This window comes from Mitsuaria sp. RG, assembly GCF_028369275.1.
GTDB classification, from domain to species: Bacteria; Pseudomonadota; Gammaproteobacteria; order Pseudomonadales; family Pseudomonadaceae; genus Aquipseudomonas; species Aquipseudomonas peradeniyensis.
Genome location: NZ_JAQMYQ010000026.1, coordinates 37,592 through 60,092, shown reverse-complemented (window position 1 = coordinate 60,092; position 22,501 = coordinate 37,592). Strand labels below are relative to the sequence as shown.

Genomic DNA, 22,501 nt, shown 5'->3' with positions numbered 1-22,501 from the left:
AAGGATTCACAACGCCGGATCTTAGCGCACCCGCAAGGCTGCACATGTGCCAAAAGCCGGACTGGATGACTTGCACCCCGAGGCGCGATGCGGCACCTTGCGCCACTGCTGAATCAAAAGGATACAAATTCATGTCCCGTTCCCTGACCGGCGCCCTCGCCCACGGCTTCCTGGGCCAGTCGCCGCGTTGGTACAAGGCCGTCATCTGCCTGTTCCTGGTCCTCAACCCGTTGCTGCTGGCGACCCTTGGCCCGGTGGTCACCGGCTGGGTGCTGGTGATCCAGTTCATCTTCACCTTGGGGATGGCGCTCAAGTGCTACCCGCTGATGCCCGGCGGCCTGCTGCTGGTCGAGGCGCTGCTGCTGCGCATGACCACGCCCGAGGCCCTGTACGAAGAGCTGCAGCACAACTTCCCGGTGATCCTGCTGCTGATGTTCATGGTCGCCGGCATTCACTTCATGAAGGAGCTGCTGCTGTATCTATTCTCGCGGATCCTGCTGGGGGTGCACTCCAAGGCGATACTTAGCCTGCTGTTCTGCGTGCTCTCGGCGTTTCTCTCGGCGTTCCTCGACGCCCTGACCGTGACCGCGGTGATCATCAGCGCTGCGGTGGGCTTCTATGCCGTCTACCACCGGGTCGCCTCGGGCACCAACCCACGGGAGGAGTCGGCGCTGGACAGCGATCACCAGGTCGAACAACTGCACCGTGACGACCTCGACCAATTCCGCGCCTTCCTGCGCAGCCTGCTGATGCACGGTGCGGTGGGCACGGCGCTGGGCGGCGTGTGCACCCTGGTGGGCGAGCCGCAAAACCTGCTGATCGGCCATGAAATGGGTTGGCACTTCGCCGACTTCTTCCTCAAGGTCGCGCCAGTGTCGATGCCGGTACTGGCGGCGGGTCTGGTGACTTGCGTGCTGCTGGAGAAGCTGCGCTTGTTCGGCTACGGCACGCTGATGCCCGAACGCGTGCGCCAGGTGCTGGCCGCCTACGCCGCCGAGGACGACGCCGCGCGTACCCCGGCCCAGCGCGTCGCCCTGGTGGTGCAAGGCCTGGCCGCATTGATCCTGATCGTCTGCCTGGGCCTGCACATTGCCGAGGTCGGCCTGATCGGCCTGATGGTCATCGTGCTGATCACCGCCTTCACCGGCATCACCGACGAACACCGCCTGGGCCGCGCGTTCCAGGACGCCATGCCGTTTACCGCGCTGCTGGTGGTGTTCTTCGCCGTGGTCGCGGTGATCCACCAGCAGCAGCTGTTCAGCCCGCTGATCGCCTGGGTGCTGGCCCTGCCCAGCGAGCAGCAGCCAGGCATGCTGTACCTGGCCAACGGCCTGCTGTCGGCGATCAGCGACAACGTGTTCGTCGCCACCATCTACATCACCGAGGTCAAGCAGGCGTTCGTCAATGGCGCGATGAGCCGCGAGCACTTCGAGACCCTGGCGGTGGCGATCAACACCGGCACCAACCTGCCCAGCGTGGCCACACCCAATGGCCAGGCGGCGTTCCTGTTCCTGCTGACCTCGGCGATCGCGCCGCTGGTGCGACTGTCCTATGGACGCATGGTGTGGATGGCCTTGCCCTACACCGTGGTCATGGGTGGCCTGGGCTGGTGGGCGGTGACCTACTGGCTGTAGTAGCCGCTCCTATGGAACTGAACATAACTCATTGATTTAGCAGGACCCTGTGGGAGCGGCTTTAGCCGCGAAGAATCCAACACCGTGCCTGGCACCGGCTGCGCCGGTGTTCGCGGGTGAACCCGCTCCCACAGGGCGCGCGGGCTACCCGCGAACTCAGTTCCCTGCGCGACAGCGCAGCCCCAAAGGGCTGGGCGATCTCCTACAGACGAACGCATATCCCGCCCCTGCTTTCTCTCCTCCCGTGCACCTACCCGTCGAACCCTGACTATCGTTCAGCACTGCTGTCGATTCTCGCCAACCCCGTTCGACTATCCAGCACACCCACCCGAGGAGACTCATCCCATGCGCAAGCTCATCGTCGCCGCCTTCATCACCCTCGATGGCGTCATGCAGGCCCCTGGCGGTCCGCAGGAGGACACCAGCGGCGGCTTCACCCATGGCGGCTGGATCCCGCCATTGGCCGACGAGGCCTTCGGCCAGGCCATGCAGACCTTGTTCAGCCAACCGTTCGAACTGCTGCTGGGGCGGCGCACCTATGACATCTTCGCCGGGTTCTGGCCAGAAGTCGGGCCCGATGCGCCGGATCGTCCATTGGCCGACCTGTTCAATGGCGTGGCCAAGCATGTCGCCACCCACCGCCCCGAATCCATCGACTGGCAAAACAGCCACCCGTTGGGCGCCGATGTGACGGGGGCAGTACGCACGCTCAAGCAACAGACCGGCCCGGCGCTGCTGACCCAGGGCAGCGGTGAACTGGTACGCCAGCTGCTGGCGGCCGGGCTGGTGGACGAGCTGCGCCTGTTGATCCATCCCTTGCTGCTGGGACGCGGCAAGCGCCTGTTCGGTGACGATGCACAGGCCGCGGCCTTCAAGCTGGTGGAATCGAACAGCACGCCCAATGGGGTACTGCTGGCGCATTACGTGCGTAGCGGCGAGGTGCAGACGGGATCGTTCTGAACCCGGTCAGTCGAGCAGGCGGGCGAAGCCATGATGCCGTAGCCGAGCAGGGCCGGGGCATCGCCCGCAGGATGGTCGAACACCTCGAAGGCATCGCCCGGGCCGAAGGCCTGGAAACGGTCCATCTGGATGCCACCCTCAACGCCGCCGCGTTCTATCGCCGCTGCGGCTACGTCGGCGACGCGCTATCGACCTACCAGTCGCCCTTTGGCCTCGAACTGTCCTGCATCCCCATGCGCAAGGCCATGGCCCGGGTATAAGATCAGAGCCCCCTGCCCCGGAGACCCGTCCCATGCTGCCCACCGCTTCCTCCCAGCACAGTGCCCGCCGCGTTCGCTTGCAGGCCTTGCGCGGGCGGGTCGGCCTGGGGCTGGTGGCCGGGCTGTCGGTGCTGGCCGGCATGACCGATGCCATCGGCCTGCTGGCGCTGGGCGACTTCGTCTCGTTCATGAGCGGCAACACCACGCGCCTGGCGGTTGCCATCAGCCAGGCGGACCTGGCGCTGATCCTGCGCCTGGCCCTGGCGATCCTCGGTTTCGTGCTGGGCAACACCCTGGGTGTCCTGCTGGCCCGGCGCCTGAACCGGCGCGCCGCACCCTTGCTGCTGATCGTCGCCACCCTGCTGGCATTCGCCGCAGTCTGGCCGGCGTCGATCACCTTCCCCGCACTGATCGCGGCCACCCTGGCCATGGGCATGCTCAATGCCGTGGTCGAGCAGGTGAACGGCCTGCCGATCGGCCTGACCTACGTCACCGGCGCGCTGTCGCGCTTCGGCCGTGGCCTGGGACGTTGGCTGCTGGGTGAGCGGCGCGATGGCTGGCGGGTGCAACTGGTGCCCTGGAGCGGCATGCTGCTGGGCGCCGCGCTCGGCGCCTGGCTGCAGCAGCGGCTCGGCTTGCAGGCGCTGGCGGCCAGTTGCGGCCTGGCCTGTCTGCTGGCGCTGGTGACGGTGTTCATTCCGCGGGCCTGGCAACTGGGCTACATGCCGCGTTGAGGACCACCCCTTTCAAAGTTTTCGCGTTTCGGGGGATATGACCGCTCGAATTCAAGATTGCCGGGGTCGCTTTGCGACCCTTTCCGGCCGGTCCGACGCCTCGGCAAGGCCGCTCCTACAGGGGCACGCGGTCGTCTGTAGGAGCGGCCTTGTGCCGCGAAAGGGCTGCAAAGCAGCCCCGGCAAGGCCAAGCCGGACGCCAATTCTCACACCTTGAAAGGGCTGGCGATGAGGAAGAACCAAACAGCGCAGGCCCATACCTGCAGGATATGCGTATGCTTCGATAATCACTATCGAGCGCAGCAATTTCCAAAGCGTCAACGTGGCCCATAACCTGAGCTCATCGATTCGACACCCTCGAATCCCAGGCTCACGGAACCGCCCCGATGAACACCACCGCCCGCCTCCTCCTCGCTGCACTGGCCATCGCCGTGCTGAGCGGCTGTGCCAGTCATCCCGAGCTGCGCCCCTATACCGCCGAGGAAACCCGCCAGCTGCAACTCGAAGCATTGCAGCGTCAGGGCCTGAGTCTGGAGGAATACGAGCAGCGCAAACTGGCTGTGTCGCGCGCCGGCCACCCACAGGTGGTGACCGACGCCGCCACGGCCAGGACCGCGATCAGCGGCTGAGCTCGACCTCCGCCAGGAACGCCAGCAGGTGCTCGTTGAACGACACCGGCGCTTCCTCCATCACGAAATGCCCGCAACCCGGCAGGATCACGCCGCGCACCGAGTCGGCGTGCCCCTGCATCGTCAGCAGTGGCGCATCGGCCGTGGCGTGCTCGGCACCGATCGCCAGCACCGGCATGGGCAGCGGACGCTTGGCCCGCTCGCGGTTCTGCCGGATGGTCTCGGGGATCGCCCGGTAATAGGCGAAGCCCGCCCGCATTCCGCCCGGCGAGGCGTAGGCGCGGATATAGACATCCGCCGCCACCGCGTGGCGGCGTACCGCCCAGCGATCGAACATGAAGTTGAGGTAACCCTCCTCACGCCCGGCGATCAGGAACTCCGGCAGGTCGCGCACCTGGTTGAACAGGAAATGCCAGAGGAAGATGTTCTCCTGCGGCGCCACGAAGATCGGCGGCGCCTCGGCCAGCCCGGGAATCACCGCCTCGGCCACCGTCAATGAACGGACCGCCTGCGGCAGGTCGCTGGCCATGGCATAGGCGACCCACATCCCCACGTCGTGGCCGACCAGGTGGTAGCGCTCATGCCCCAGTCGGGTCATGGCGGCGTGCAGCACGCGGGCGACGTTGCCGGTGTCGTAGCCCTGCTCGGGACGGTCCGAATCCCCCAGGCCCGGCGGATCGATGGCGATGGCGCGAAAGCCGCGCGCGGCCAGGATCGGCAGCACATGGCGCCAGGCGTACCAGGTCTGCGGCCAGCCCGGTACCAATAGCACCGGCTCGCCCGCACCGGCCACGACGCAGTGCAGACGCTGGCCCTGTACCTGCACATAGACATGCTCGAAGGCATCGCCCAAGGACTCGACGGACAGGCTCATACCCGTACCTCCTTGTCGATGCCGAGCATGCGCTGGATCTGCCGGGCGTCGATCGGCGCGCCGGCGAAGTCATCGAACACCTGGTCGGTGACCTGGATGATATGGCGGTTGATGAACTCGACGCCTTCACGGGCGCCGTCCTCCTGGTTCTTCAGGCAGCATTCCCACTCCAGGGTTGCCCAGCCGGCGAAGTCGTATTGCGCCAGCTTGGAGAAAATCGCCTTGAAATCCACCTGGCCATCGCCCAGCGAGCGGAAGCGCCCGGCACGTTCGGTCCAGTCGCTGTAGCCACCGTACACACCCTGCCGGCCGCTCGGATTGAACTCGGCATCCTTGACGTGAAACATGCGGATCAACGGGTGGTAAAGGTCCAGGTAGGCCAGGTAGTCGAGCTGCTGCAGGACGAAATGGCTGGGGTCGAAGAGGATGCGGCAACGCGTGTGCTCCCCCACCAGGGCATGGAAGCGCTCGAAGCTGGTGCCGTCGTGCAGGTCCTCGGCCGGGTGGATCTCGAAGCACAGGTTGACGCCCTGCTCGTCACAGCAGTCGAGGATCGGCCGCCAGCGCCGCGCCAGTTCCTCGAAGGCGGCCTCGACCAGGCCCTGGGGACGCTGCGGGAACGGGAACAGGTAGGGCCAGGCCAGCGCGCCGGAGAACGTGCCCATATCGTCCAGCCCCAGGTTGCGGCTGGCCCGCGCCGCCAGCTTCATCTGTTCGATCGCCCAGGCGGTGCGCTGCGCCGGGTGTCCGGCCAGCGCGGCCGGGGCAAAGGCATCGCACATCGGATCGTAGGCCGGATGCACGGCGACCAGCTGGCCGATCATGTGGGTGGTCAGCTCGCTGACCTGCAAGCCGCGCTCGGCCAGTCGCCCCTTGATCTCATCGCAGTAGCCCGTGCTCTGCGCGGCCAGTTCCAGGTCGAACAGCCGGGCATCCCAGGCCGGTACCTGCAGCCCCTTGAAGCCAAGCCCCGCCGCCCAATCGGCAATACTGTCCAGGCTGTCGAACGGCGGTTTGTCGCTGCTGAACTGCGCGAGGTGCAGGCTGGGTCCCTTGAGTGTTCTCATGATGCGATCTCATTATTTGTCGATCGACAAACAATAGAATCGAACGACGCTTCCCGTCAATCGCAAATTGGCTAGAATGCGCGTTTTGCGTAATCAGGCAGACGAGCGATGGCAGGGCGACCTCGGGAATTCGACAAGCAACAGGCGCTGCGCAAGGCGATGCGGTTGTTCTGGGAGCATGGCTACGAGGGCACCTCGATGTCGGCCCTGGTATCCGCGCTGGGCATTGCCTCCGCACGGATCTACGCGGCCTTCGGCAGCAAGCAGCAACTGTTCGAGGAGGCCGTGGCTTTGTACGAGTCAGCCGAGGGCGGCTTCGCCGACCGCGCCCTGGCCCTGCCGGACATCCACCAGGCCCTGGCGCGGATGTTCGAGGACGCCATCAGCACCTACACCCGCGCCGACGAGCCCAGGGGCTGCCTGGTGGTCAGCGCCGCCAGCGGCGTGGCGCCGGACAACCTGGCCGTCCAGCAGTGGTTGTCCGGGCACCGCCGGCAACGCACCGAGTCGATCGTCGAGCGCCTGCGTCTGGCCCGTGAACAAGGGCAACTGCCGGCCGACACGCAGGTCGAGGCACTCGGCCACTTCTATGCCACCTTCCTCCACGGCATTTCCGTGCAGGCCCGCGACGGCGTACCCGCGCACGACCTGCGCGACGCAAGCCGCCAGGCATTGACCCTGCTGCCGAACACCCAGGGCTGACGCGCTCACCTGTAGGAGCGGCCTCGTGCCGCGAAAGGGCTGCGTAGCGGCCCCAGGATTTCAGCTTCGCAGCCGAAATTGCCGGGGCCGCTCTGCGGCCCTTTCGCGGCACGAGGCCGCTCCTACAGGGATCGCGCACGGCCGTTTACCTCGGGCACGGCAAAGCTGTTAGCCTTGCCCTGTTCAGGTCACCACGGACAGCCCATGGCCAACCACAAGATCGAGATCCGCCGGCGCAATGTCGAGAAGATCCTGCAAGCCGCCGAGCAGGTGTTCGCCGACAAGGGCTACGGCGCCACTTCCATGGGCGATATCGCCGAGCTGGCGCAACTGCCGCGCTCCAATCTGCACTACTACTTCAGCACCAAGGACGAGCTGTACCGCGCCGTGCTGCAGGACCTGCTGGATGTATGGAAGCAGGACGCCCTGTGCTTCGAGCACTTCGACGACCCGCGGGTGGTGTTGACCAGCTACATCCGCGCCAAGATGGGACACTCGCGCTCAAGGCCGTTGGGCTCGAAGATCTGGGCCGAGGAGATGCTCCATGGCGCCCCGCTGCTCGGCGCCAGCCTGGACGACATCCTGGTGCCCTGGGCGCAGCTCAAGGAGGCGAAGATCCGCAGTTGGGTCGCGGACCGGCGCATCCTGCCAGTGGAGCCGTCGGCGCTGCTGTACATGATCTGGGCCGCGACCCAGCACTACGCCGACTTCGGTTACCAGGTCAACCTGCTCAATGGCGGCGAGCCGCTGTCCGACCTGGCGTTCGAGCAAGCGGTGCAGACCGTCACCGGCGTCATCCTGCGCGGTATCGGCCTGGAGCCTTAGCGCCCCAGGTGCTCACACAGGAAGTCGATGAACACCCGGGTCTTGTGCGGCACATGGTTGCCGTTGGGGTAGACCACGCTGATCGGCTGCGCCGGCAGACTGTAGTCCGGCAACACCTGCCGCAACTTGCCGGCGACCAGATCCTCCTCGACCAGCCAGGCAGGCAGCACCGCCACTCCCAGCGCGGCGCAGGCCATCGCGCGGATGGCGTGGGACGCATTGGACTGGTAGGCCGCCCTGCCCACCACGCTCACGCTGCTCGACTTCAGCGGCGAGCGGATGCAGCAGGCCAGCGTGCTGTGGAACCTCAATCGGCAAATGGCTTTCAGCGTTGGGGCCGCCTTGCTGCTGATGATCTTCAACCTGTTGCGGGTGGGCCTGGACGCGTCCGCAGCCTATCACCTGACCTTTACCCTGGCCGCGCTGCTGGGGTTGGCGCCACTGCTATCACTGAACACACTACCCAAGGAGAACCACGCCCATGCCTGAACACGCGATTGCCCGCGCCGAACGCAGCATTCATCACGTCCACGAACTGATCCAGATGGTCTTCACTCGCCCGGTGGCCGAATCCCAGTCGGTGCTCGGTGGGCTGATGGCGGTGTTCGCCGATGATTTCAGCATGGTTGCCACGACAGGCACGCAGGTCACTCGCCAGCAGGTCGAGCAGCTGTTCAAGGGGGCCGCCGGGACCAGGCCAGGCCTGCAGATCACCGTCAGCGATGTGCAAGTGGTGTGGCAGGCCGGGTTGAATGTGGCGGTGCGCTACAAGGAAACCCACCGTTTGCAGGGCATGGCGCAGGCGCGCTGGTCGCTGGCTTTGCTCGAATGCGGCGATCGCGGGGTGGTGTGGCGCTGCCTGCATGAAACCGCGATTGCCTAGGCGACTGCGCGTCTGCAGCCCCGGCCAATCAATCAGACATGGCTTGTTCTACAGCGCCATGGGTACGCTCGAACTGCAACGGCGTCACCGTCACGTGACCTCGTGCCAGTTCCGCCATTTCGCTGCCGGGCTCATCCTCGGTGCGGTGATTGTTCAGCTGCAACCAGTGGTACTCGAAGTGTCGCGGGTCGACCTCGGTACGCACCGAGACACTGTTCAACGGCCCGACACCCTGGCGCGTCACCTTCAACGGCCGGACGGCCTCCAGGGCACAATCAGGGAAGTTGACGTTGAGGCAGGCATCGGCCGGCCATGGCATGTCCAGCACACCGAGAATCACCTCGGGCGCCAGGTTCAGGCCGATGTCCCAGGGCACTGCGTCGCGGTCGCCATAGGCCTGGCTCAAGGCGATCGAACGTACCCCCAGCAGCAGCCCGGTCATCGCCGCGCCGACCGTTCCGGAGAATACGGTTTCAGTGCCCAGGTTCGCCCCACGGTTGATACCGGATAACACCAGGTCGGGCCTGGCATCCTTGAGCAGATGCCCCAGCGCCAGCGCCACGCAGTCACCCGGCGTGCCGGTGACGGCGAAGCGCCGCTCGCCATGGCTGCTCACCCGCAGCGGGGCGTGCAGGCTCAGCGAATGGGAAGTGCCGCTCTGGTCCCGGTGCGGCGCCACCACCCACACCTCCCTGGCCAGCCTGGCCGCCACCTGTTCCAGCACGGCCAGGCCGGGCGCGTCGATGCCATCGTCGTTGGTCAACAGAATGCGTTCGAATCGATAGGTCATGGTTCATCCTGTGAAGTTGCCGGTCAAAGGTGCCCCGGCAACGATAGCTCAGACATGCTCCTCCACACGCCCGATCGTGTGCACGCCCTGCTTCCAGTCGAGCCCATCGGCGCAGCTGGCGGCGTGGCGACCATTGATGTCCAACGCGGAGGTGAAGAAGAACTGGCCAACCGTCAGCTCGCCCACCGCATGAATCTGCCGGTTGCTGCCGGCCCGCCCCTGCACGCGATAGCTCGTCGGATCGATGCAGATCCCCCCCTGCGGGTGGCGGGTGACCGTGCCGTTTTCCAGCAGCGTGGCGAGCAACGGCGAGTCGAGCAGGTCGGCGTCGCGCGGAGAGCCGATGGCATGGATCAGCCGGTCGTAGACATGGCGCCAGCCGCTGCCCTGCAGGACCAACCCGTCGCCGCCCTGCTGCGGCGCGGTGAATGGCCCGGCGACGAACTCCAGTTGGCCACTGCGCAGGTAGCTGAGGATCTTGCGCGCATTCTGCGCCGGGATGGAAACCCGATAGGCCATGAAGAAGCTGAAGTACTCGCGCAGGAAACGCGCCTGCGCGGCATCGTCCAGTGCCTGCCAGATGTCCTCGACGAACCCATTGGTGGCATAGAGGATCGCCTGCCAGGTCCGCGGTGAGCGGGCATGCTCGAGTTCAGCCTCGATGAAACCGGCGATGTCGGCCGGTGGCGCGGGCATGGGGATCACCGCGCTGGCCTTGCCCGGGTCCTGGAAGGCCAGCTCCTTGCGGAACAGGCCGACCAGGTCGCTGATCTGCAGGCGGCCGTTCTGCGCCACCAGCGCATGGAGGCCTTCGCGGGTCAGGTAGCGCAGCGTGACCGGCTCCTGGGTACCCCGCACCACGGGAAAGTAGCCACTGCGCGAATGCATGCGGATGGGGCCTCGATGCCCCCGCTCGATCAGGGCTATGACGGTGTCGATGGCGCTCAGCCGTGCGCCGACCACCGCCACCCGCTCGTGGGGCGCCACCACGCGCAGCAGGCGGGAAACCGGATACGGCGTATCCAGCACCCGCGGGTCGCCGGACGGCTCCGGCTTCTTGCCCAGCGGGCCACAGCACAGCACGACCTTGCCGGTCGGCAGGCTGAGGCCACAACGTGTGCGCAGGGTTTCCACGCCATCGATCAGGTCGATGGCGCAGACCTCCGCGTGCAATTGCACCAGCTGGCAACCCAGGGTCGCGCCGCGCAGCACGATCTGCTTGAGCTGATGCTGCAGGTAGATGCCGAACAGGGCCCGAGGCGCGAAACCGTCCGCCTCTGGACGAAAATCGGGGTACGCGCGGCGCCAGGCCTGCGGGCTCTGCTGCAACCACTGCAGGAAATGCCCGGGCAGATGCGGGTATGGCGTAATGAGGCCGGTCCTGGTGTTGAGCAGGTTGCTCTCCAGGTCGGCCTCGTAGGCCGCGCCGCGCCCGAAATCATCCCGCTTCTCGAACAGGTGGATGACGCCGGCCGGCGCGCTGCCGGCGGCCACGCGGTCCAGATGGCGTTGCAGGAAGGCGATGGCCGTCGCGCCGCAGCCGACGATTGCAAAGGTGTTTTTCATCAACGTGCGTCCCTCTCCAGTAATGCTTCCCTGTCCACGGATTGCGTTCCAGCCTCAGGCGAGCTCGCCCAGGAAGGCCTTGATGCGCTCGGCACCGCCCAGGACGTTGCCGGCTTCGCCGGAATACGACAGCCGGGCATGCCCCGCCGCGCCGAAGAAACTGCCGGGAATCAGGGCAACGCCGAAGTCCCTGAGCAGTACGTCGCAGAACGACTCGTCATCACTGATCACCTGCCCGCGGAACGACCGGCCCAGCGCCTGGCCGATATCGAGGAACAGGTAGAACGCCCCGGCCGGCTCGCAAAAGCGCAGCAACGGTGTACCGCGCAGCACCTCGAGCAAGGCCTGGCGCTGCCCGGCCAGACGCTGCCGGGCGGCGATGGAGAACGCCTGGTCACCGTCGAGTGCCGCCGTTGCCGCCGCCGCCGCGGGGGCCGGCAGGTTGGAGATCGAGTTGGAGTTGAGCGTGGTGACCGCGTCGGCGATCCGCCGGTCCGCCGCCAGCAAGCCGACCCGCCACCCCGGCATGCCATAGAGTTTGGAGACGCTGTCGATCTTGATGATGCGCCCGGCGAGATCCGGCGCTACCGTCAGCAGGTCGGGACAGCGGTCCATGTCGTAGACGAAGCGCTGGTAGACGTCATCGCAAATGATCCAGACGTCATGCTTGCGCAGCACTTGCGCCAGCCCCTGGAGCTCCTCGACCGAGTACACGGCGCCCGTAGGGTTGCCGGGTGAATTGAGCAGCACCACCCGCACCTGTTCGTCGAGCGCCTGTTCCAGGGCCTGGGGGGACATCTTGTAGCCGCTCTGCGCGGTGCAGCGCACATCGACGACACCCGCCCCGACCAGATCGGCGATATCGAAGTAGGTCGGCCAGCACGGGGTCGACACCAGCAGCTTGTCGCCCGGGCGGATGATCGCCCGCAGCACGCTGAACAGCAGGTGCTTGGCGCCGAGGCCGGCGACCAGGTTGCGTTCGTCGAAATGCACGTGGCCAAGGCGCCGCAGGTAACCCAGGTAGGCCTTGAGCAATGCCGGATCGCCACGGCTGGCGCCATAGCCGCCGGTGTCCTCGTGGGCCGCCCGCACTGCCGCCTCGACGATATGGGGCGCCGGCAGGAAGCCGGGCACGCCGACACCCAGGTCGATGACCGGCTGCGGCGCCTCCCTGACCTTCTGCGCCACCCCGAGGATCGGACAGAATCGCGCGAATTCCAGGTCTGCTGAAAGCGTAGGCATGCAGGATTCTCCAGAAGTCCGTTTCAGGCGGCGCGCACGGCCATGCGGCCACGCGCCATGAGCGCGGCCATGTGGGTGGCCGTCGCAGTGATGATGTCGAGATTGCCGGCACTCGGATCGAGGTAGTCCCCCGCCCCCTCGACCCGCACCATGGTGAACAGGCGACCTTCGCTGTAATGCAGGTCGACGATCACCTCGTAGCCCGGCACGGCCTCGCGCACCAGCGCCACGGCCCGCTCCACCTCGCGACGGGTGGCGGCCAGGTCGGCCTGGGCGATCAGTGCCGAGACCGCCGTCTGCATGTAGACATTGGGCTTGGCCGGGTTGATGTTGAGGATCGCCTTGACCTGAGCGCAGCCGGTGAAGCGCCGCAACGCCTGTTCGGTGGTGGTGATGTAGTTGCTCAGGTTGCGGCGGGTGGCGGGGCCTGCGCTTTCGGCGCTGATCGACGACACCACCTCGATGTAGCGCACCCCCGGGTTGGCCCGGGCGATGGCGGCGGCCAGCGGAATCGAGGCCTGCCCCCCACAGGTGATCATGTTGACGTTGCTCGCCCCGGTCAGCTCCAGGCCGTTGAGCGAAGGCACGCACAGTTGACCCAGGGCCGCCGGGGTGAGGTTGATGATCACCTTGCCGGCCTCGATCAGGCGTGGCGCGTGGCGCTCATGGTCGGCGGCCGAGGTGGCGTCGAACACCAGGTCGAACTCGCCGATCCGGGCGAACAGACCGTCGATGCCATCGGCGGTGGTGGCGACCCCGCGCTCCCGGGCGAAGGCCAGGCCCGCGGAGTGCGGGGAACGTCCGGCAACCAGCGTGCAGTCCAGGTCCGGGTGGGCCAGGACCTTGCACAGGATGTCGCAGCCAATGTTGCCGCTGCCGATGATGGCGGTTTTCAGGGACATGAATGCACTCCAGGGTCAGGCAACGGAAGGTTGGGAAAGGCGGCTGGCCACCGAGATGATCAGGTCTTCCTGGCCGGCCACCGCATTGCACTCGGCCAGGGCTTCATAGATTCGCCGTGGTTCGACGCCGAACTCGCTGGCGGCGCGCGCGACATGCTTCTCGAAACCGCTGCATACGCCATACAGGCCACTGATCAGGTTGGCGGTCTTGACGACCGTGGGCGTGCTGACCGGGGCGATGCTCTCCAGCTGCTCGATGGCGCGGCACAGGGCGAAGATGTCCACGCCGGTGGCGAAGCGGTAGCGCTCCAGCACCGCGCACAATGTCTCCAGCTGGGTGTTGCCGGCGCCGGCGCCGAAGCCGCGCATGCAGCCGTCGACGATGGTCGCCCCGGCCTGGACCGCGGCCAGCGAGTTGGCGATGGCCAGGCCCAGGTTGTTGTGGCCATGGAAGCCCAGCGGAATCGACAGTTCGCTGCTGAGCAAGGCAATACGCTCACGGGTGCTGTCCGGATCAAGGTGGCCCGCCGAGTCCATCAGCACAATGGCGTTGGCACCATAGCCCTGTTGCTTCATCGCCTCCTCGAGCAAGCGCTCGGGGCTGGCCATGTGGCACATCATCAGTACGCCATGCACATAGGCGCCGTTGCCGCGGGCATGCTCGATATAGCTTTCGGTCACGCTCGCCTCGGTGCAATGGGAGGCGATGCGCAACACCTCGACACCGATCCGCAAGGCGGTATCGATATCGTCGAGCCTGGCGAAGCCGGGAATCATATGGATGCCCAGGCGCGTGCGACTGAGGTTGGCACGCGCCGTCTCGAGCATCTCGGTGTCGGCATGGCGGGCCAGGCCCAGTTGCAGGGACGATGCCCCCAGGCCGTTGCCGTGGCCCACCTCGACCACGCTCAGGCCGCAGCCGTCGACGGCACGGCAATAGGCGGCGATATCCTCCAGGCTCAACGAATGGGAAACGGCATGGTTGCCGTCGCGCAGGGTCGGATCATGAATGGCGATTGCAGCGGTCATCGAGATCGAGTCCTTGTGATCGAAGGTTCAGTTGCGTGGAGCGTCGGCAGCCGGCTCGGGCTGGAGCAGCCGCTTGGGCAGGAACGCCGGCGAGATATGGATGATCGACATGCGCACCACGTGGTTGAGCATGACGAAGGCAGGGTCGAGCTTGAGCAACAGGGCTGCCGCGGTCATCACCTCGACACCGCCCGGCACCCAGGACATGAACAGCGCCAGGAAGGGCTTGCCGGTGATCTGGGCGGCGAGCGCGGCCACCAGCAAGGTGGTGCAGAACGTCAGCGTGGTCACCACCAGGCCAGCACGCACGTAGCGCAGCACGTCCCCCAGGGTGATGTCGCGCAGGCGGATGCCGATCAAGCCGCCCAGCAGGATCAACGCCACCATCGCCACCGGGTCGGGCACATGCAGGTTGAACTGGGGCATGCCGATGTTCACCGCGGCGGCGCACACCAGCCCGGTCAGCATGTAGGGCGCAGGCACGTCCAGACGTTCCAGCAAGTAGCCGGCAACGACCGCGACGACCGCGACCGGCACGATGCGCAGGTAGTCGCCCAGGGTTCCGGCCGCATGCGCCGCGCTGTCGCCATGGCCGCCGGCGATCAGGGTGACCACCAGCAACAGCGCGAGCAGGCGGACGATGTGCACGAAGGCGATGCGTCCGGAGGCCGGCCCCTCTTCCCCCGACACCGTCATCACCGCCGCCATGGCGCCCGGGATGGCACTGAGCAGGCTTTCGATATGGCCCCACTTCTCCATGCGTCGCAGCCAGTTGTAGCCCACCAGGATCTGCGTGGTCATGCACACCAGCAGCCCGAGCAGGATGCTGACGTCGGTGAGCTCGTGCATCATCGAGGCGGTGACCGTGGAGCCGACGCTGATGCCGAGCAGCAACTGCACGGTGGCCACGAACGGAAACGGCATGCGCATGCGCACGCCCCACTTGCTCAGCGCCGTGACCGCGCAGATGGCGCCGATCAGTTCACCGAGCGGCAGCCCGGTGAGAAATCCCAGCCAGGCGCCCAGGGCCGCGACCGGAATGGGGATGAGGCTCTCGATCAAAGGTTTCATGGCATCGTCACCTGTCTGCAGGCATGACCGTCCCGACTGGCGGCACGGTCAGCAAAAGTGATGGAGGAACGGGACGGATCAGCGGCTAGACGGCGGCCGCTTCGTTGCCCGCCCAGTCGCAGCTTTCGTGGAACCAGCGCTCGACTTCACCAAGCCGCAATTGCAGTTCACGCTCGTTGCGCCCGGCGACGATGGCGTTGAGGATTTCCGAGTTGGTGAACTCCATCGACCGGTAGGCGGTCATCCGGCTCGCCGAGATGCGGTACTCCAGCACGCCGTCGAGCGGGCAGTCGCTCGGCACCTCGCGCAACAGGCCGACCCGCGGTGGAATGCTGATGTGCCCGACCATCTGCCGCGGCTCGATCATGGCCGCCGGACGATACTCGGGATCGCGCAGCGCGCGCAGGAAGCTCATGCGCGGGTCCAGGCCCCAGGCATGGCTGATCTCCTGGTTGAAGAACACCCCGCCCAGCCGCGAAGCGATTTCGCACAGGACGATCTCGCCCGCGTCGGTGACGAACAGTTCGAGGTGGAACAGCAGGGTCGGCTCGGAAGGCAACACGTCCTCGACCAGCGCGCGGGCGTAGCGCACCAGCTTGTCGCGCATCGGATTGCCGGCATCGAGCATGTGCAGGTCGTGGGCCTTGCCGCCGAGGAAGTCCAGCGCCGAGGTCATCACCCGTACCGGCGACACCAGGATCGGCTTGCCGTCGATGTACAGGCCGTTGACGATGTAGTGGCTGCCCCGCACATAGCGCTCGATCATCAGGTTGTGGAAAGTGGTGGCGCCGCGCGCGGCCAGCCACTGGCGCAGCTGCGGCAGGTCCCTGAGCACTTCCACGCCGTTCGAGCCACGACCATCGCGCGGTTTGACCACCACCGGGAAGCCGTGTTGCTCACTGAACTGGATCGCCCCGGTGGCGTGGGTCAGCGGCGCCATGTCGGCGACGGCGAAACCACGGTCGCGGGCCCGCTGCTTCATGAAGAACTTGTCGCGATAGAACATCGCGCGCCCCTCGGCGCCCTGGCTGACACCCAGTCGGTCATTGATGCGCGCCACCCGCAGCACGTCGATCTCGGCCAGTGCCACGCACAGCGGATCACGCATCTCGCGGGCCATGTCATGGACATCCACCTCGACCAGCGCGTTGTCGTTGAAATAGTCGAACAACCGGTACGCCACCTGTTCGCCAAGGTGCGCGGTGATTTCCTGGGCGCGGGAGTTGCAGCTCAGCAGCATGCCTCCCGGCCCTAGCGCGTCGGCCCAGCTTTGCGCGCTGTGCTGGAGAATGATCTTGGGGGGACAGAAGACGATCAGCTGCATGGGGCGTTCCTTGCGTGCTTACATGAGTCAGAAAGTGACCAGGCATCAGGGCCAGGCTCACCAATGATTCTGCTGAGGAGTCGGTGGCCGATGCCAATACCGATTCAGTCGTTATTGATACTCCTCGCCTTGCCCGCGCAGGCGGTTTGCAAGGCGCGCGAAAGCGCTGCCATGTCGGGGAACATGGCAGGCGACTTTCACGCAGGATTCAGCCGGTCAGATCAGGCAGGCGGCGCAGTCGCGCATCACCTCGGCCTTGCGCTGCAGGTACTGGGCAAACACTTCACGGGCCGTGGTCCTGTCCACCGCGATGCCCATGGCCTTGACGAAGGCCTCGACCGCCTCGACCGCGTGGGCGAAATGATTGCTCTCGGTCCCCCCGGTATGCACGGTGACCCAGGCCACGGTCTTGCGCACCTGCTCGGGCGGGACACCCATGTCGCGCTCGAACCAGCGGGTGTACAGCGGATGGATGTACTCCACCTCACCGTGGGTGTAGACCTCATGCACCAGCGTGGTCAGCAGGCCCTGGAGCAGGTCGCGATCACGCAGGCGGCGGGCATCGGTCCAGTCCTTGAACGCCTGCGCCGACGGCAGGCAGTTTTCCTTGAGCAACCACTGGTCGTCGCCGCAGAGGGGCGTGGCCATGTTGTAGAACAGGTCGGCATGCAAGGTGTTGCCCAGCGCCCCCAGGTCCTCGTCGGTGATCCGCTGCAGACTGCCACACACCTGGTAGATCTGCTGCGCCGCGGCGCTGCCCTGCTCGGAACGCGCCAGCAGGGTCAGGCGATTGGCCAGGCCGGAGACGCTGGCGGCCGAATTGTTGGTCTTCGACCAACTGGCGAAGAACTTGCGCAACGCCGCGGCGCCATGGCGCCGCGAAGTCAGCACCTGGAACGCCTGCTCGATGTCGACCAGCGCGGCCTCCTGGTTGCGGAACTCATCCCATAGCGCCTGTTTCAGCACACCGGCAGGCATCTCCTGCAACACCGGTTCAATCACATACAGCAACTGGCTGTGCACGGTCGGCAAGTTACTCACGGTCATCTCACTCTTTTCCTTGTTGGATGATGATGTAGCGCGTTGAGGAAGCGATTCATTGCAATGGCTGGACCGCCGGCCCACGGACCGGCGCCACCCGCCAGCTGCCCCGCGCGATCAGCAGCGGCAGCAGCTGGAACACCACGATCAGGGCGACGCAGCCGCCCCACCCCCAGCGTTCCCACAGCCCGCCGGGCACGAAGGCGCCGAAGCTGCCACCCAGGTAGTAGCAGCTCAGGTACAGGCCGACCGCGGCGGATTTCTGCCGTGGCGCCTGGGCGGTGATGAAGGCATTGGCAGCGGCCTGGGCGAGAAACACGCCAGTGGAGCTGAGCGCCAGGCCCAGCACGATCAACCACAGCGACGCGGACAGGGTCAGGGCCGAGCCGGCGATGCCCAGGCAACCGGCTACCCGCACCAGGTCGGCATGGGGCCGCGCCTTGCTCAGACGTCCGGCCAGCGGCACCACCACCAGCGCCAGCAGGAACACGGCGTAGATGGCACCCAGCGCGGCGGTACCCAGGGCAAACGGGGCCTCGCTCAGGTGCAGGCCGACATAGGTGAAGGTCGCGACCTGGGCAAACAAGACGCAGAACCCCACGGCATAGGCCCCCAGCAATGGCCTGCTGGCGAGTTCGCCAAGCGCCAGCGGCTCGCGCCTGGCTGCGGGTGGATTGCGCGGCAACAGCAGCGCGATACCCAGCGCAACCGCCAGGCTGAGCCCCGCCTGGACCGTCAATGCCACGCGCCAGTCGGCAAGCTCGGTGACCAGACCGGTGAGGAAACGCCCACAGAAACCGCCGAAGATCGTGCCGGCAACATAGATGCTGGTCATTTCGGTCACAGCACCGCCCTGCCAGCGCACGCCGATGTAGGCCACGCTGGTGGCGAACACCATCGGGATGAACATCCCCTGCACCGAACGCCACAGCAGGAATTCGCCATAGCTGCCCGCCCACGCCGCCAACAATGCAGGCAGCGCCAGCAACAGCGCCGCCCCGGCGATGACCCGGTGCTGTTCGCCGCGTGCCGTCAGCCAGCCGACAAAAGGCGCGGTCAAGGCCACGGCGAGGATGGTCACGGTAATGCTCCAACTGGCCTGGCGCAGCGTTACCGGAAAAGCCCGGGTCAGTTCCGTGAGCAGGCCCTGGGTGGAATAGAGGTTGAGAAATGCGGCACATCCGCCAAGAAATAGGGCAATTCGGGGGAAATCGGCGGGAAAACGCATACAAACACTCGTAAAAAATTGTTACAGGTTTATAAGGTAGGACGAACTTTGGATCCAATACCTATTCCCGACCGATTGATACTCAAGGATGAACATGATGGATTTGCGCCGTCTGCGCTGTTTCCTGGTTGTCAGCGAGGAATTGCACTTCGGCCGAGCGGCAGCGCGCCTGCACATGGCCCAGCCGCCGCTGACCCGACAGATATCGGCCCTGGAGACGGAGCTCGGGTTTCGCCTGTTCGACCGCAGCACCCGCAACGTCAGCCTTACCACCGCGGGCCGTCACCTGCTGCCCTACGCCCGCGGCGTGCTCGAACAGGTCGACCTGACCACGGCGATCACCAGCAAGCTGGCGGCGGGCTCGGCCGGCCAACTGACGGTCGGCTACGCCAGTTCGATCGCCCTGTCGGACACCTTCAGCCATACCATCCAGGCGTTCTGTTCGAAGTACCCGGATGTGCAACTGAATGTGGAGGAAGGTGCTTCCAGCACCCAGTGGACGCAACTGATCGAAGGCCGCCTGGATATCGGCATGAGCCGCATGCGCCCATCAGGTGACGATCCTCAGGTCCAGGCCATCTGTGTGGACAACGAGCCACTGGTCGCGGCCGTTCCCAGCGACAGCCCCCTCGCCCAGCAGTTGCAGGTCAGCCTGGCCGAGCTCGGCGAACTGCCGCTGATCACCTTCCCCCCGGACTACGGCTCGGGCTTGAACGAAATCATCCTCGGCCTGTACCGCCGCCACGGGCTGACGCCGCGCCCGGCGCCAAGCGGTCGGCAGATCACCTCGATCATCGCCCTGGTTGCCGCGGGTCGTGGTGTCGCGGTGGTGCCGCAGTGCACCCGGACCTTGGTCAGGCGTGGCGTGTCCTACCTGCCGCTGGCCGAGCCCGGCGCCTGCGCGCCGCTGCTGGTGCTGACCCGCAGGCACGAGCGCAGCCCGCTGGTGCGGGCGTTCGTCGAGGTGATCGAGCAGACCTTGCGCGGCGGTCTGGCCGGGTAGACGAAAACTTCGTGGGAGCGGGCTTGCGCCGACCTCAACCCGCCTCGCGATAGGGATTACGGGGATCCTGCGTCCAGTTCATGTACGGCTTGCCGGTGTCCTGCGCCTGCATGTCGATGCAGCCCTCCACCGGGCAGGTGATCTGGCACAGGTTGCAGCCGACGCACTCGGCCTCGATCACGCTGTAGGCGTGGGTGCCGTCGGCCTTGAGGGTGCTGGCGATGGCCTGGTGCGAGGTGTCCTCGCAGGCGATGTGGCAGCGCCCGCAGCCGATGCAGGCGTCCTGGTCGATGTGCGCCACCGACTGGTAGTTGATGTCCAGGTACTTCCAGTCGGTGGTGTGCCCCACGGCCTGGCCGCGAAACGCCTCGAGGTTGCGGTGGCCGTGCTGGTCCATCCAGCGCGCCAGGCCGTCCTTCATGTCGTCGACGATGCGAAAGCCGTGCAGCATCGCCGCCGTGCATACCTGCACCGCGCCACTGCCCAGGGCGATGAACTCGGCGGCGTCGCGCCAGGTGCCGATACCGCCGATGCCGCAGATCGGCAGCCCATGGGTCTCCGGGTCACGGGCGATTTCCGCGACCATGTTCAGGGCGATCGGCTTGACCGCCGAACCGCAGTAGCCGCCATGGGTGCTCTGGTCGCCGACGATGGGGTGGGCGACCATGCGGTCGAGGTCGACGCTGGTGATCGAGTTGATGGTGTTGATCAATGACACCGCATCCGCCCCGCCCCGGTGCGCGGCGCGCGCCGACTGGCGGATGTCGGTGATGTTGGGGGTGAGCTTGACGATCACCGGCAGCGCGCAGTGGGTCTTGCACCAGCGGGTGACCATCTCCACGTACTCCGGCACCTGGCCGACGGCGGCGCCCATGCCGCGCTCGGGCATGCCGTGGGGGCAACCGAAGTTGAGTTCGATGCCGTCGGCGCCGGTGGCCTCCACCAACGGCAGGATGAACTTCCAGGACTCCTCGATACACGGCACCATCAGCGACACGATCAGCGCGCGGTCGGGCCAGTCCTTCTTCACCTGGGTGATCTCGCGCAGGTTGATCTCCAGCGAGCGGTCGGTGATCAGCTCGATGTTGTTGATGCCCTGCACCTGGCGGTTGGCGCCGAAGTGCGCCGAGTAGCGCGACGACACGTTGACCGCCGCCGGGTCCTCGCCCAGGGTCTTCCACACCACCCCGCCCCACCCGGCCTCGAAGGCGCGGACCACGTTGTAGGCTTTGTCGGTGGGTGGCGCGGAGGCCAGCCAGAATGGATTGGGTGCCTTGATGCCGGCGAATTCGATGGACAGGTCGGCCATTTACGCAGCCTCCACGTTGAGCATGAGTTGGGCATGGATGGCTTCGGCGGCCAGCTTGCCATGTTGCACGGCCTGGACGGTAAGGTCCTGGCCCAGCGCGGTGCAGTCGCCGCCGGCGTAGATGCCCGGTATGGAGGTCTGCAGGTGCGCGTCCACCTGGATGCGCTCGCCGTCACGGGCCAATTGCGCCGCCAGCGGATCAGCCAGGCTTGTGTCGTCGAAGCGCTGGCCGATGGCCTTGAAGATGGCGTCGGCCGCCAGCTCGAAAGTCTCGCCGGTATCGCCCAGGCGTCCGTCGACCAGCTGGGTGCGCGCGAAACGCATGCCGCGTACACGCCCTGCCTCATCCAGCAGCACGGCATCGGGCCGGGCCCAGGTGTGCAGACGCACCTGGTTGTGCTTGGCAATCTCCTGCTCATGGTCGGTGGCGCCCATGTCGGACACGCCGCGGCGGTACACCAGGTTGACGTCACGGGCGCCCAGGCAACTCATCTGCACGGCCATGTCGATGGCGGTGTTGCCGGCACCGAGCACCAGGCAGCGGTCGGCCAGCGGCAGTTGGGTGAGGTCGTCGGCCTGGCGCAGCTCGCGAATGTACTCGGTGGCGGCGAGCAGGCCCGGCGCGTCCTCGTCCGCCAGGCCCAGCTGGCGCACGGCAGCCAGGCCCAGGCCGAGGAACACCGCGTCGTACTGGGCATGCAGCTCGCCCAGCGACAGGTTGCCGCCCAGGCGCTGGCCATGGCGGATCTCGATACCGCCAATGCCCAGCAGGAACTCCACCTCGCGCTGGGCGTAGTCGTCCACCAGTTTGTAGCGGGCGATGCCGTACTCATTGAGACCACCGGCTTTCTCCCGCGCCTCGAAGATCACCACGTCATGGCCGTGCATGGCCAGGCGGTGCGCGCAGGACAGCCCGGCGGGGCCGGCGCCGACCACGGCGATGCGCTTGCCGCTGGCCGGCGAGCGCTGGAACGGATGCTCGGTGAAGCCGGCGTGGTCCAGGGCGTAGCGCTGCAGCTGGCCGATCAGCACCGGCGCGCATTCCTGGGCGTTGTTGCGCACGCAGGCCTGCTGGCAGAGGATCTCGGTCGGGCACACCCGGGCGCAGCTGCCGCCGAGGATGTTGGCCGAGAGGATGCGCTCGGCGGCGCCCTGCAGGTTCTCGTCGCTGATGCGGTGGATGAACGAGGGGATGTCGATCTCGCTGGGGCACGCATTGACGCAGGGCGCGTCGTAGCAGTACAGGCAGCGCGCGCTTTCGACGGCGGCCTGACGGGCGGTGAGCGGGGGCGCGAGGTCGCTGAAGGCCTCGGCCAGCTGGTCGGCGCCGGCCCGGGGGCGCGGCAAGTGGTTCAGGGCATCGATCACGGTGAGTAGCCTCTTTTTTATAGGTGCAGGCATGGCTCAACGTGGGAGCGGGCTTGCCCC

At 66.4% G+C, this 22,501-nt stretch carries 24 protein-coding genes; 10 read left to right on the top strand and 14 right to left on the bottom strand.

The genetic code is table 11. The annotated features are described in order from the left end of the window. Positions 1–131: 131 nt before the first annotated feature. The 5 genes from nhaB (at position 132) to POF53_RS15755 (ending at position 4,217) form a co-directional block, all read left to right on the top strand. Entirely contained in the window at positions 132–1,634 is a 1,503-nt protein-coding gene (nhaB, locus tag POF53_RS15775; RefSeq protein ID WP_498968443.1) for a sodium/proton antiporter NhaB, read from the top strand. A 345-nt stretch (positions 1,635–1,979) separates the two neighbouring features. Continuing rightward, a complete protein-coding gene (locus tag POF53_RS15770) occupies positions 1,980–2,594 on the top strand; it encodes a dihydrofolate reductase family protein (protein WP_203652194.1) in 615 nt (204 codons plus the stop codon). Next, entirely contained in the window at positions 2,585–2,854 is a 270-nt protein-coding gene (locus tag POF53_RS15765; RefSeq protein WP_498968465.1) for a GNAT family N-acetyltransferase, read from the top strand. Before POF53_RS15770 ends, POF53_RS15765 begins: the two co-directional genes overlap by 10 nt. Before the next feature lie 32 nt (positions 2,855–2,886). Further along, positions 2,887–3,588: a YoaK family protein gene (locus POF53_RS15760; protein WP_232857456.1), complete on the top strand. Its 702-nt coding sequence runs from the start codon at positions 2,887–2,889 to the stop codon at positions 3,586–3,588. Positions 3,589–3,974: 386 nt separating this feature from the next. Then, complete coding sequence (locus POF53_RS15755; RefSeq protein ID WP_203652189.1) at positions 3,975–4,217, top strand: hypothetical protein; 243 nt, start codon at positions 3,975–3,977, stop codon at positions 4,215–4,217. Here the strand turns inward: POF53_RS15755 and POF53_RS15750 are convergent. Both POF53_RS15750 and POF53_RS15745 read right to left on the bottom strand, forming a co-directional pair. After that, positions 4,207–5,091, bottom strand: a complete 885-nt coding sequence (locus POF53_RS15750; RefSeq protein WP_203652186.1) for an alpha/beta fold hydrolase — start codon at positions 5,089–5,091, stop codon at positions 4,207–4,209. The two genes, POF53_RS15755 and POF53_RS15750, sit on opposite strands and share 11 nt — an antisense overlap. Beyond that, the gene (locus POF53_RS15745) at positions 5,088–6,158 is read right to left on the bottom strand and encodes a sugar phosphate isomerase/epimerase family protein (RefSeq protein ID WP_203652185.1); all 1,071 of its coding nucleotides are present in this window, start codon (positions 6,156–6,158) and stop codon (positions 5,088–5,090) included. Before POF53_RS15745 ends, POF53_RS15750 begins: the two co-directional genes overlap by 4 nt. A 108-nt stretch (positions 6,159–6,266) precedes the next feature. Here POF53_RS15745 and POF53_RS15740 point away from each other — a divergent pair, with 108 nt between their 5' ends. Together POF53_RS15740 and POF53_RS15735 are read left to right on the top strand one after the other, a co-directional pair. Continuing rightward, positions 6,267–6,860 carry a TetR/AcrR family transcriptional regulator gene (locus POF53_RS15740; RefSeq protein WP_498968439.1) on the top strand — a complete coding sequence of 198 codons (594 nt, stop codon included), beginning with the start codon at positions 6,267–6,269 and terminating at the stop codon, positions 6,858–6,860. A gap of 204 nt (positions 6,861–7,064) precedes the next feature. Beyond that, on the top strand, positions 7,065–7,685 hold the full coding sequence (locus tag POF53_RS15735) for a TetR/AcrR family transcriptional regulator (RefSeq protein ID WP_203652183.1): 621 nt from the start codon (positions 7,065–7,067) through the stop codon (positions 7,683–7,685). Here the strand turns inward: POF53_RS15735 and POF53_RS15730 are convergent. Beyond that, positions 7,682–7,996 carry a LysR substrate-binding domain-containing protein gene (locus tag POF53_RS15730; RefSeq protein ID WP_498968436.1) on the bottom strand — a complete coding sequence of 105 codons (315 nt, stop codon included), beginning with the start codon at positions 7,994–7,996 and terminating at the stop codon, positions 7,682–7,684. The genes POF53_RS15735 and POF53_RS15730 overlap by 4 nt on opposite strands. Positions 7,997–8,003: 7 nt before the next feature. On the opposite strand from POF53_RS15730, the gene POF53_RS15725 reads away from it, so the two are divergent. Next, positions 8,004–8,174 carry a hypothetical protein gene (locus POF53_RS15725; protein ID WP_234562860.1) on the top strand — a complete coding sequence of 57 codons (171 nt, stop codon included), beginning with the start codon at positions 8,004–8,006 and terminating at the stop codon, positions 8,172–8,174. Further along, positions 8,167–8,568 carry a DUF4440 domain-containing protein gene (locus POF53_RS15720; protein ID WP_203652179.1) on the top strand — a complete coding sequence of 134 codons (402 nt, stop codon included), beginning with the start codon at positions 8,167–8,169 and terminating at the stop codon, positions 8,566–8,568. Before POF53_RS15725 ends, POF53_RS15720 begins: the two co-directional genes overlap by 8 nt. 28 nt (positions 8,569–8,596) lie before the next feature. Here the strand turns inward: POF53_RS15720 and surE are convergent, their stop codons facing one another. The 9 genes from surE to POF53_RS15675 form a co-directional block, all read right to left on the bottom strand. Beyond that, positions 8,597–9,358: a 5'/3'-nucleotidase SurE gene (surE, locus tag POF53_RS15715; RefSeq protein ID WP_203652177.1), complete on the bottom strand. Its 762-nt coding sequence runs from the start codon at positions 9,356–9,358 to the stop codon at positions 8,597–8,599. 48 nt (positions 9,359–9,406) lie between these two features. Further along, the gene (locus POF53_RS15710; protein WP_232857470.1) at positions 9,407–10,924 is read right to left on the bottom strand and encodes an FAD/NAD(P)-binding protein; all 1,518 of its coding nucleotides are present in this window, start codon (positions 10,922–10,924) and stop codon (positions 9,407–9,409) included. Between the two features lie 54 nt (positions 10,925–10,978). Then, complete coding sequence (locus POF53_RS15705; RefSeq protein WP_498968433.1) at positions 10,979–12,166, bottom strand: pyridoxal phosphate-dependent aminotransferase; 1,188 nt, start codon at positions 12,164–12,166, stop codon at positions 10,979–10,981. Positions 12,167–12,189: 23 nt separating this feature from the next. Next, complete coding sequence (locus POF53_RS15700; protein ID WP_232857475.1) at positions 12,190–13,068, bottom strand: acetaldehyde dehydrogenase (acetylating); 879 nt, start codon at positions 13,066–13,068, stop codon at positions 12,190–12,192. A 15-nt stretch (positions 13,069–13,083) separates the two neighbouring features. Then, positions 13,084–14,097, bottom strand: a complete 1,014-nt coding sequence (dmpG, locus tag POF53_RS15695; RefSeq protein WP_203652169.1) for a 4-hydroxy-2-oxovalerate aldolase — start codon at positions 14,095–14,097, stop codon at positions 13,084–13,086. A 27-nt stretch (positions 14,098–14,124) separates the two neighbouring features. Further along, positions 14,125–15,168: an AbrB family transcriptional regulator gene (locus POF53_RS15690; protein WP_203652167.1), complete on the bottom strand. Its 1,044-nt coding sequence runs from the start codon at positions 15,166–15,168 to the stop codon at positions 14,125–14,127. Between the two features lie 85 nt (positions 15,169–15,253). Continuing rightward, entirely contained in the window at positions 15,254–16,492 is a 1,239-nt protein-coding gene (locus POF53_RS15685) for an ATP-grasp domain-containing protein (protein WP_232857478.1), read from the bottom strand. Positions 16,493–16,708: 216 nt separating this feature from the next. Next, positions 16,709–17,533: a hypothetical protein gene (locus POF53_RS15680; protein ID WP_232857506.1), complete on the bottom strand. Its 825-nt coding sequence runs from the start codon at positions 17,531–17,533 to the stop codon at positions 16,709–16,711. Between the two features lie 55 nt (positions 17,534–17,588). Continuing rightward, on the bottom strand, positions 17,589–18,761 hold the full coding sequence (locus POF53_RS15675) for an MFS transporter (protein WP_498968429.1): 1,173 nt from the start codon (positions 18,759–18,761) through the stop codon (positions 17,589–17,591). 94 nt (positions 18,762–18,855) lie between these two features. On the opposite strand from POF53_RS15675, the gene POF53_RS15670 reads away from it, so the two are divergent. Beyond that, entirely contained in the window at positions 18,856–19,764 is a 909-nt protein-coding gene (locus POF53_RS15670) for a LysR family transcriptional regulator (RefSeq protein ID WP_232857482.1), read from the top strand. Positions 19,765–19,798: 34 nt separating this feature from the next. Here POF53_RS15670 and preA read toward each other — a convergent pair whose 3' ends face one another. Both preA and POF53_RS15660 read right to left on the bottom strand, forming a co-directional pair. Further along, positions 19,799–21,073 carry an NAD-dependent dihydropyrimidine dehydrogenase subunit PreA gene (preA, locus tag POF53_RS15665; protein WP_203652156.1) on the bottom strand — a complete coding sequence of 425 codons (1,275 nt, stop codon included), beginning with the start codon at positions 21,071–21,073 and terminating at the stop codon, positions 19,799–19,801. Further along, positions 21,074–22,441, bottom strand: coding sequence for an NAD(P)-dependent oxidoreductase (locus tag POF53_RS15660; protein ID WP_232857484.1), 1,368 nt, complete (start codon positions 22,439–22,441; stop codon positions 21,074–21,076). Positions 22,442–22,501: the final 60 nt, after the last annotated feature.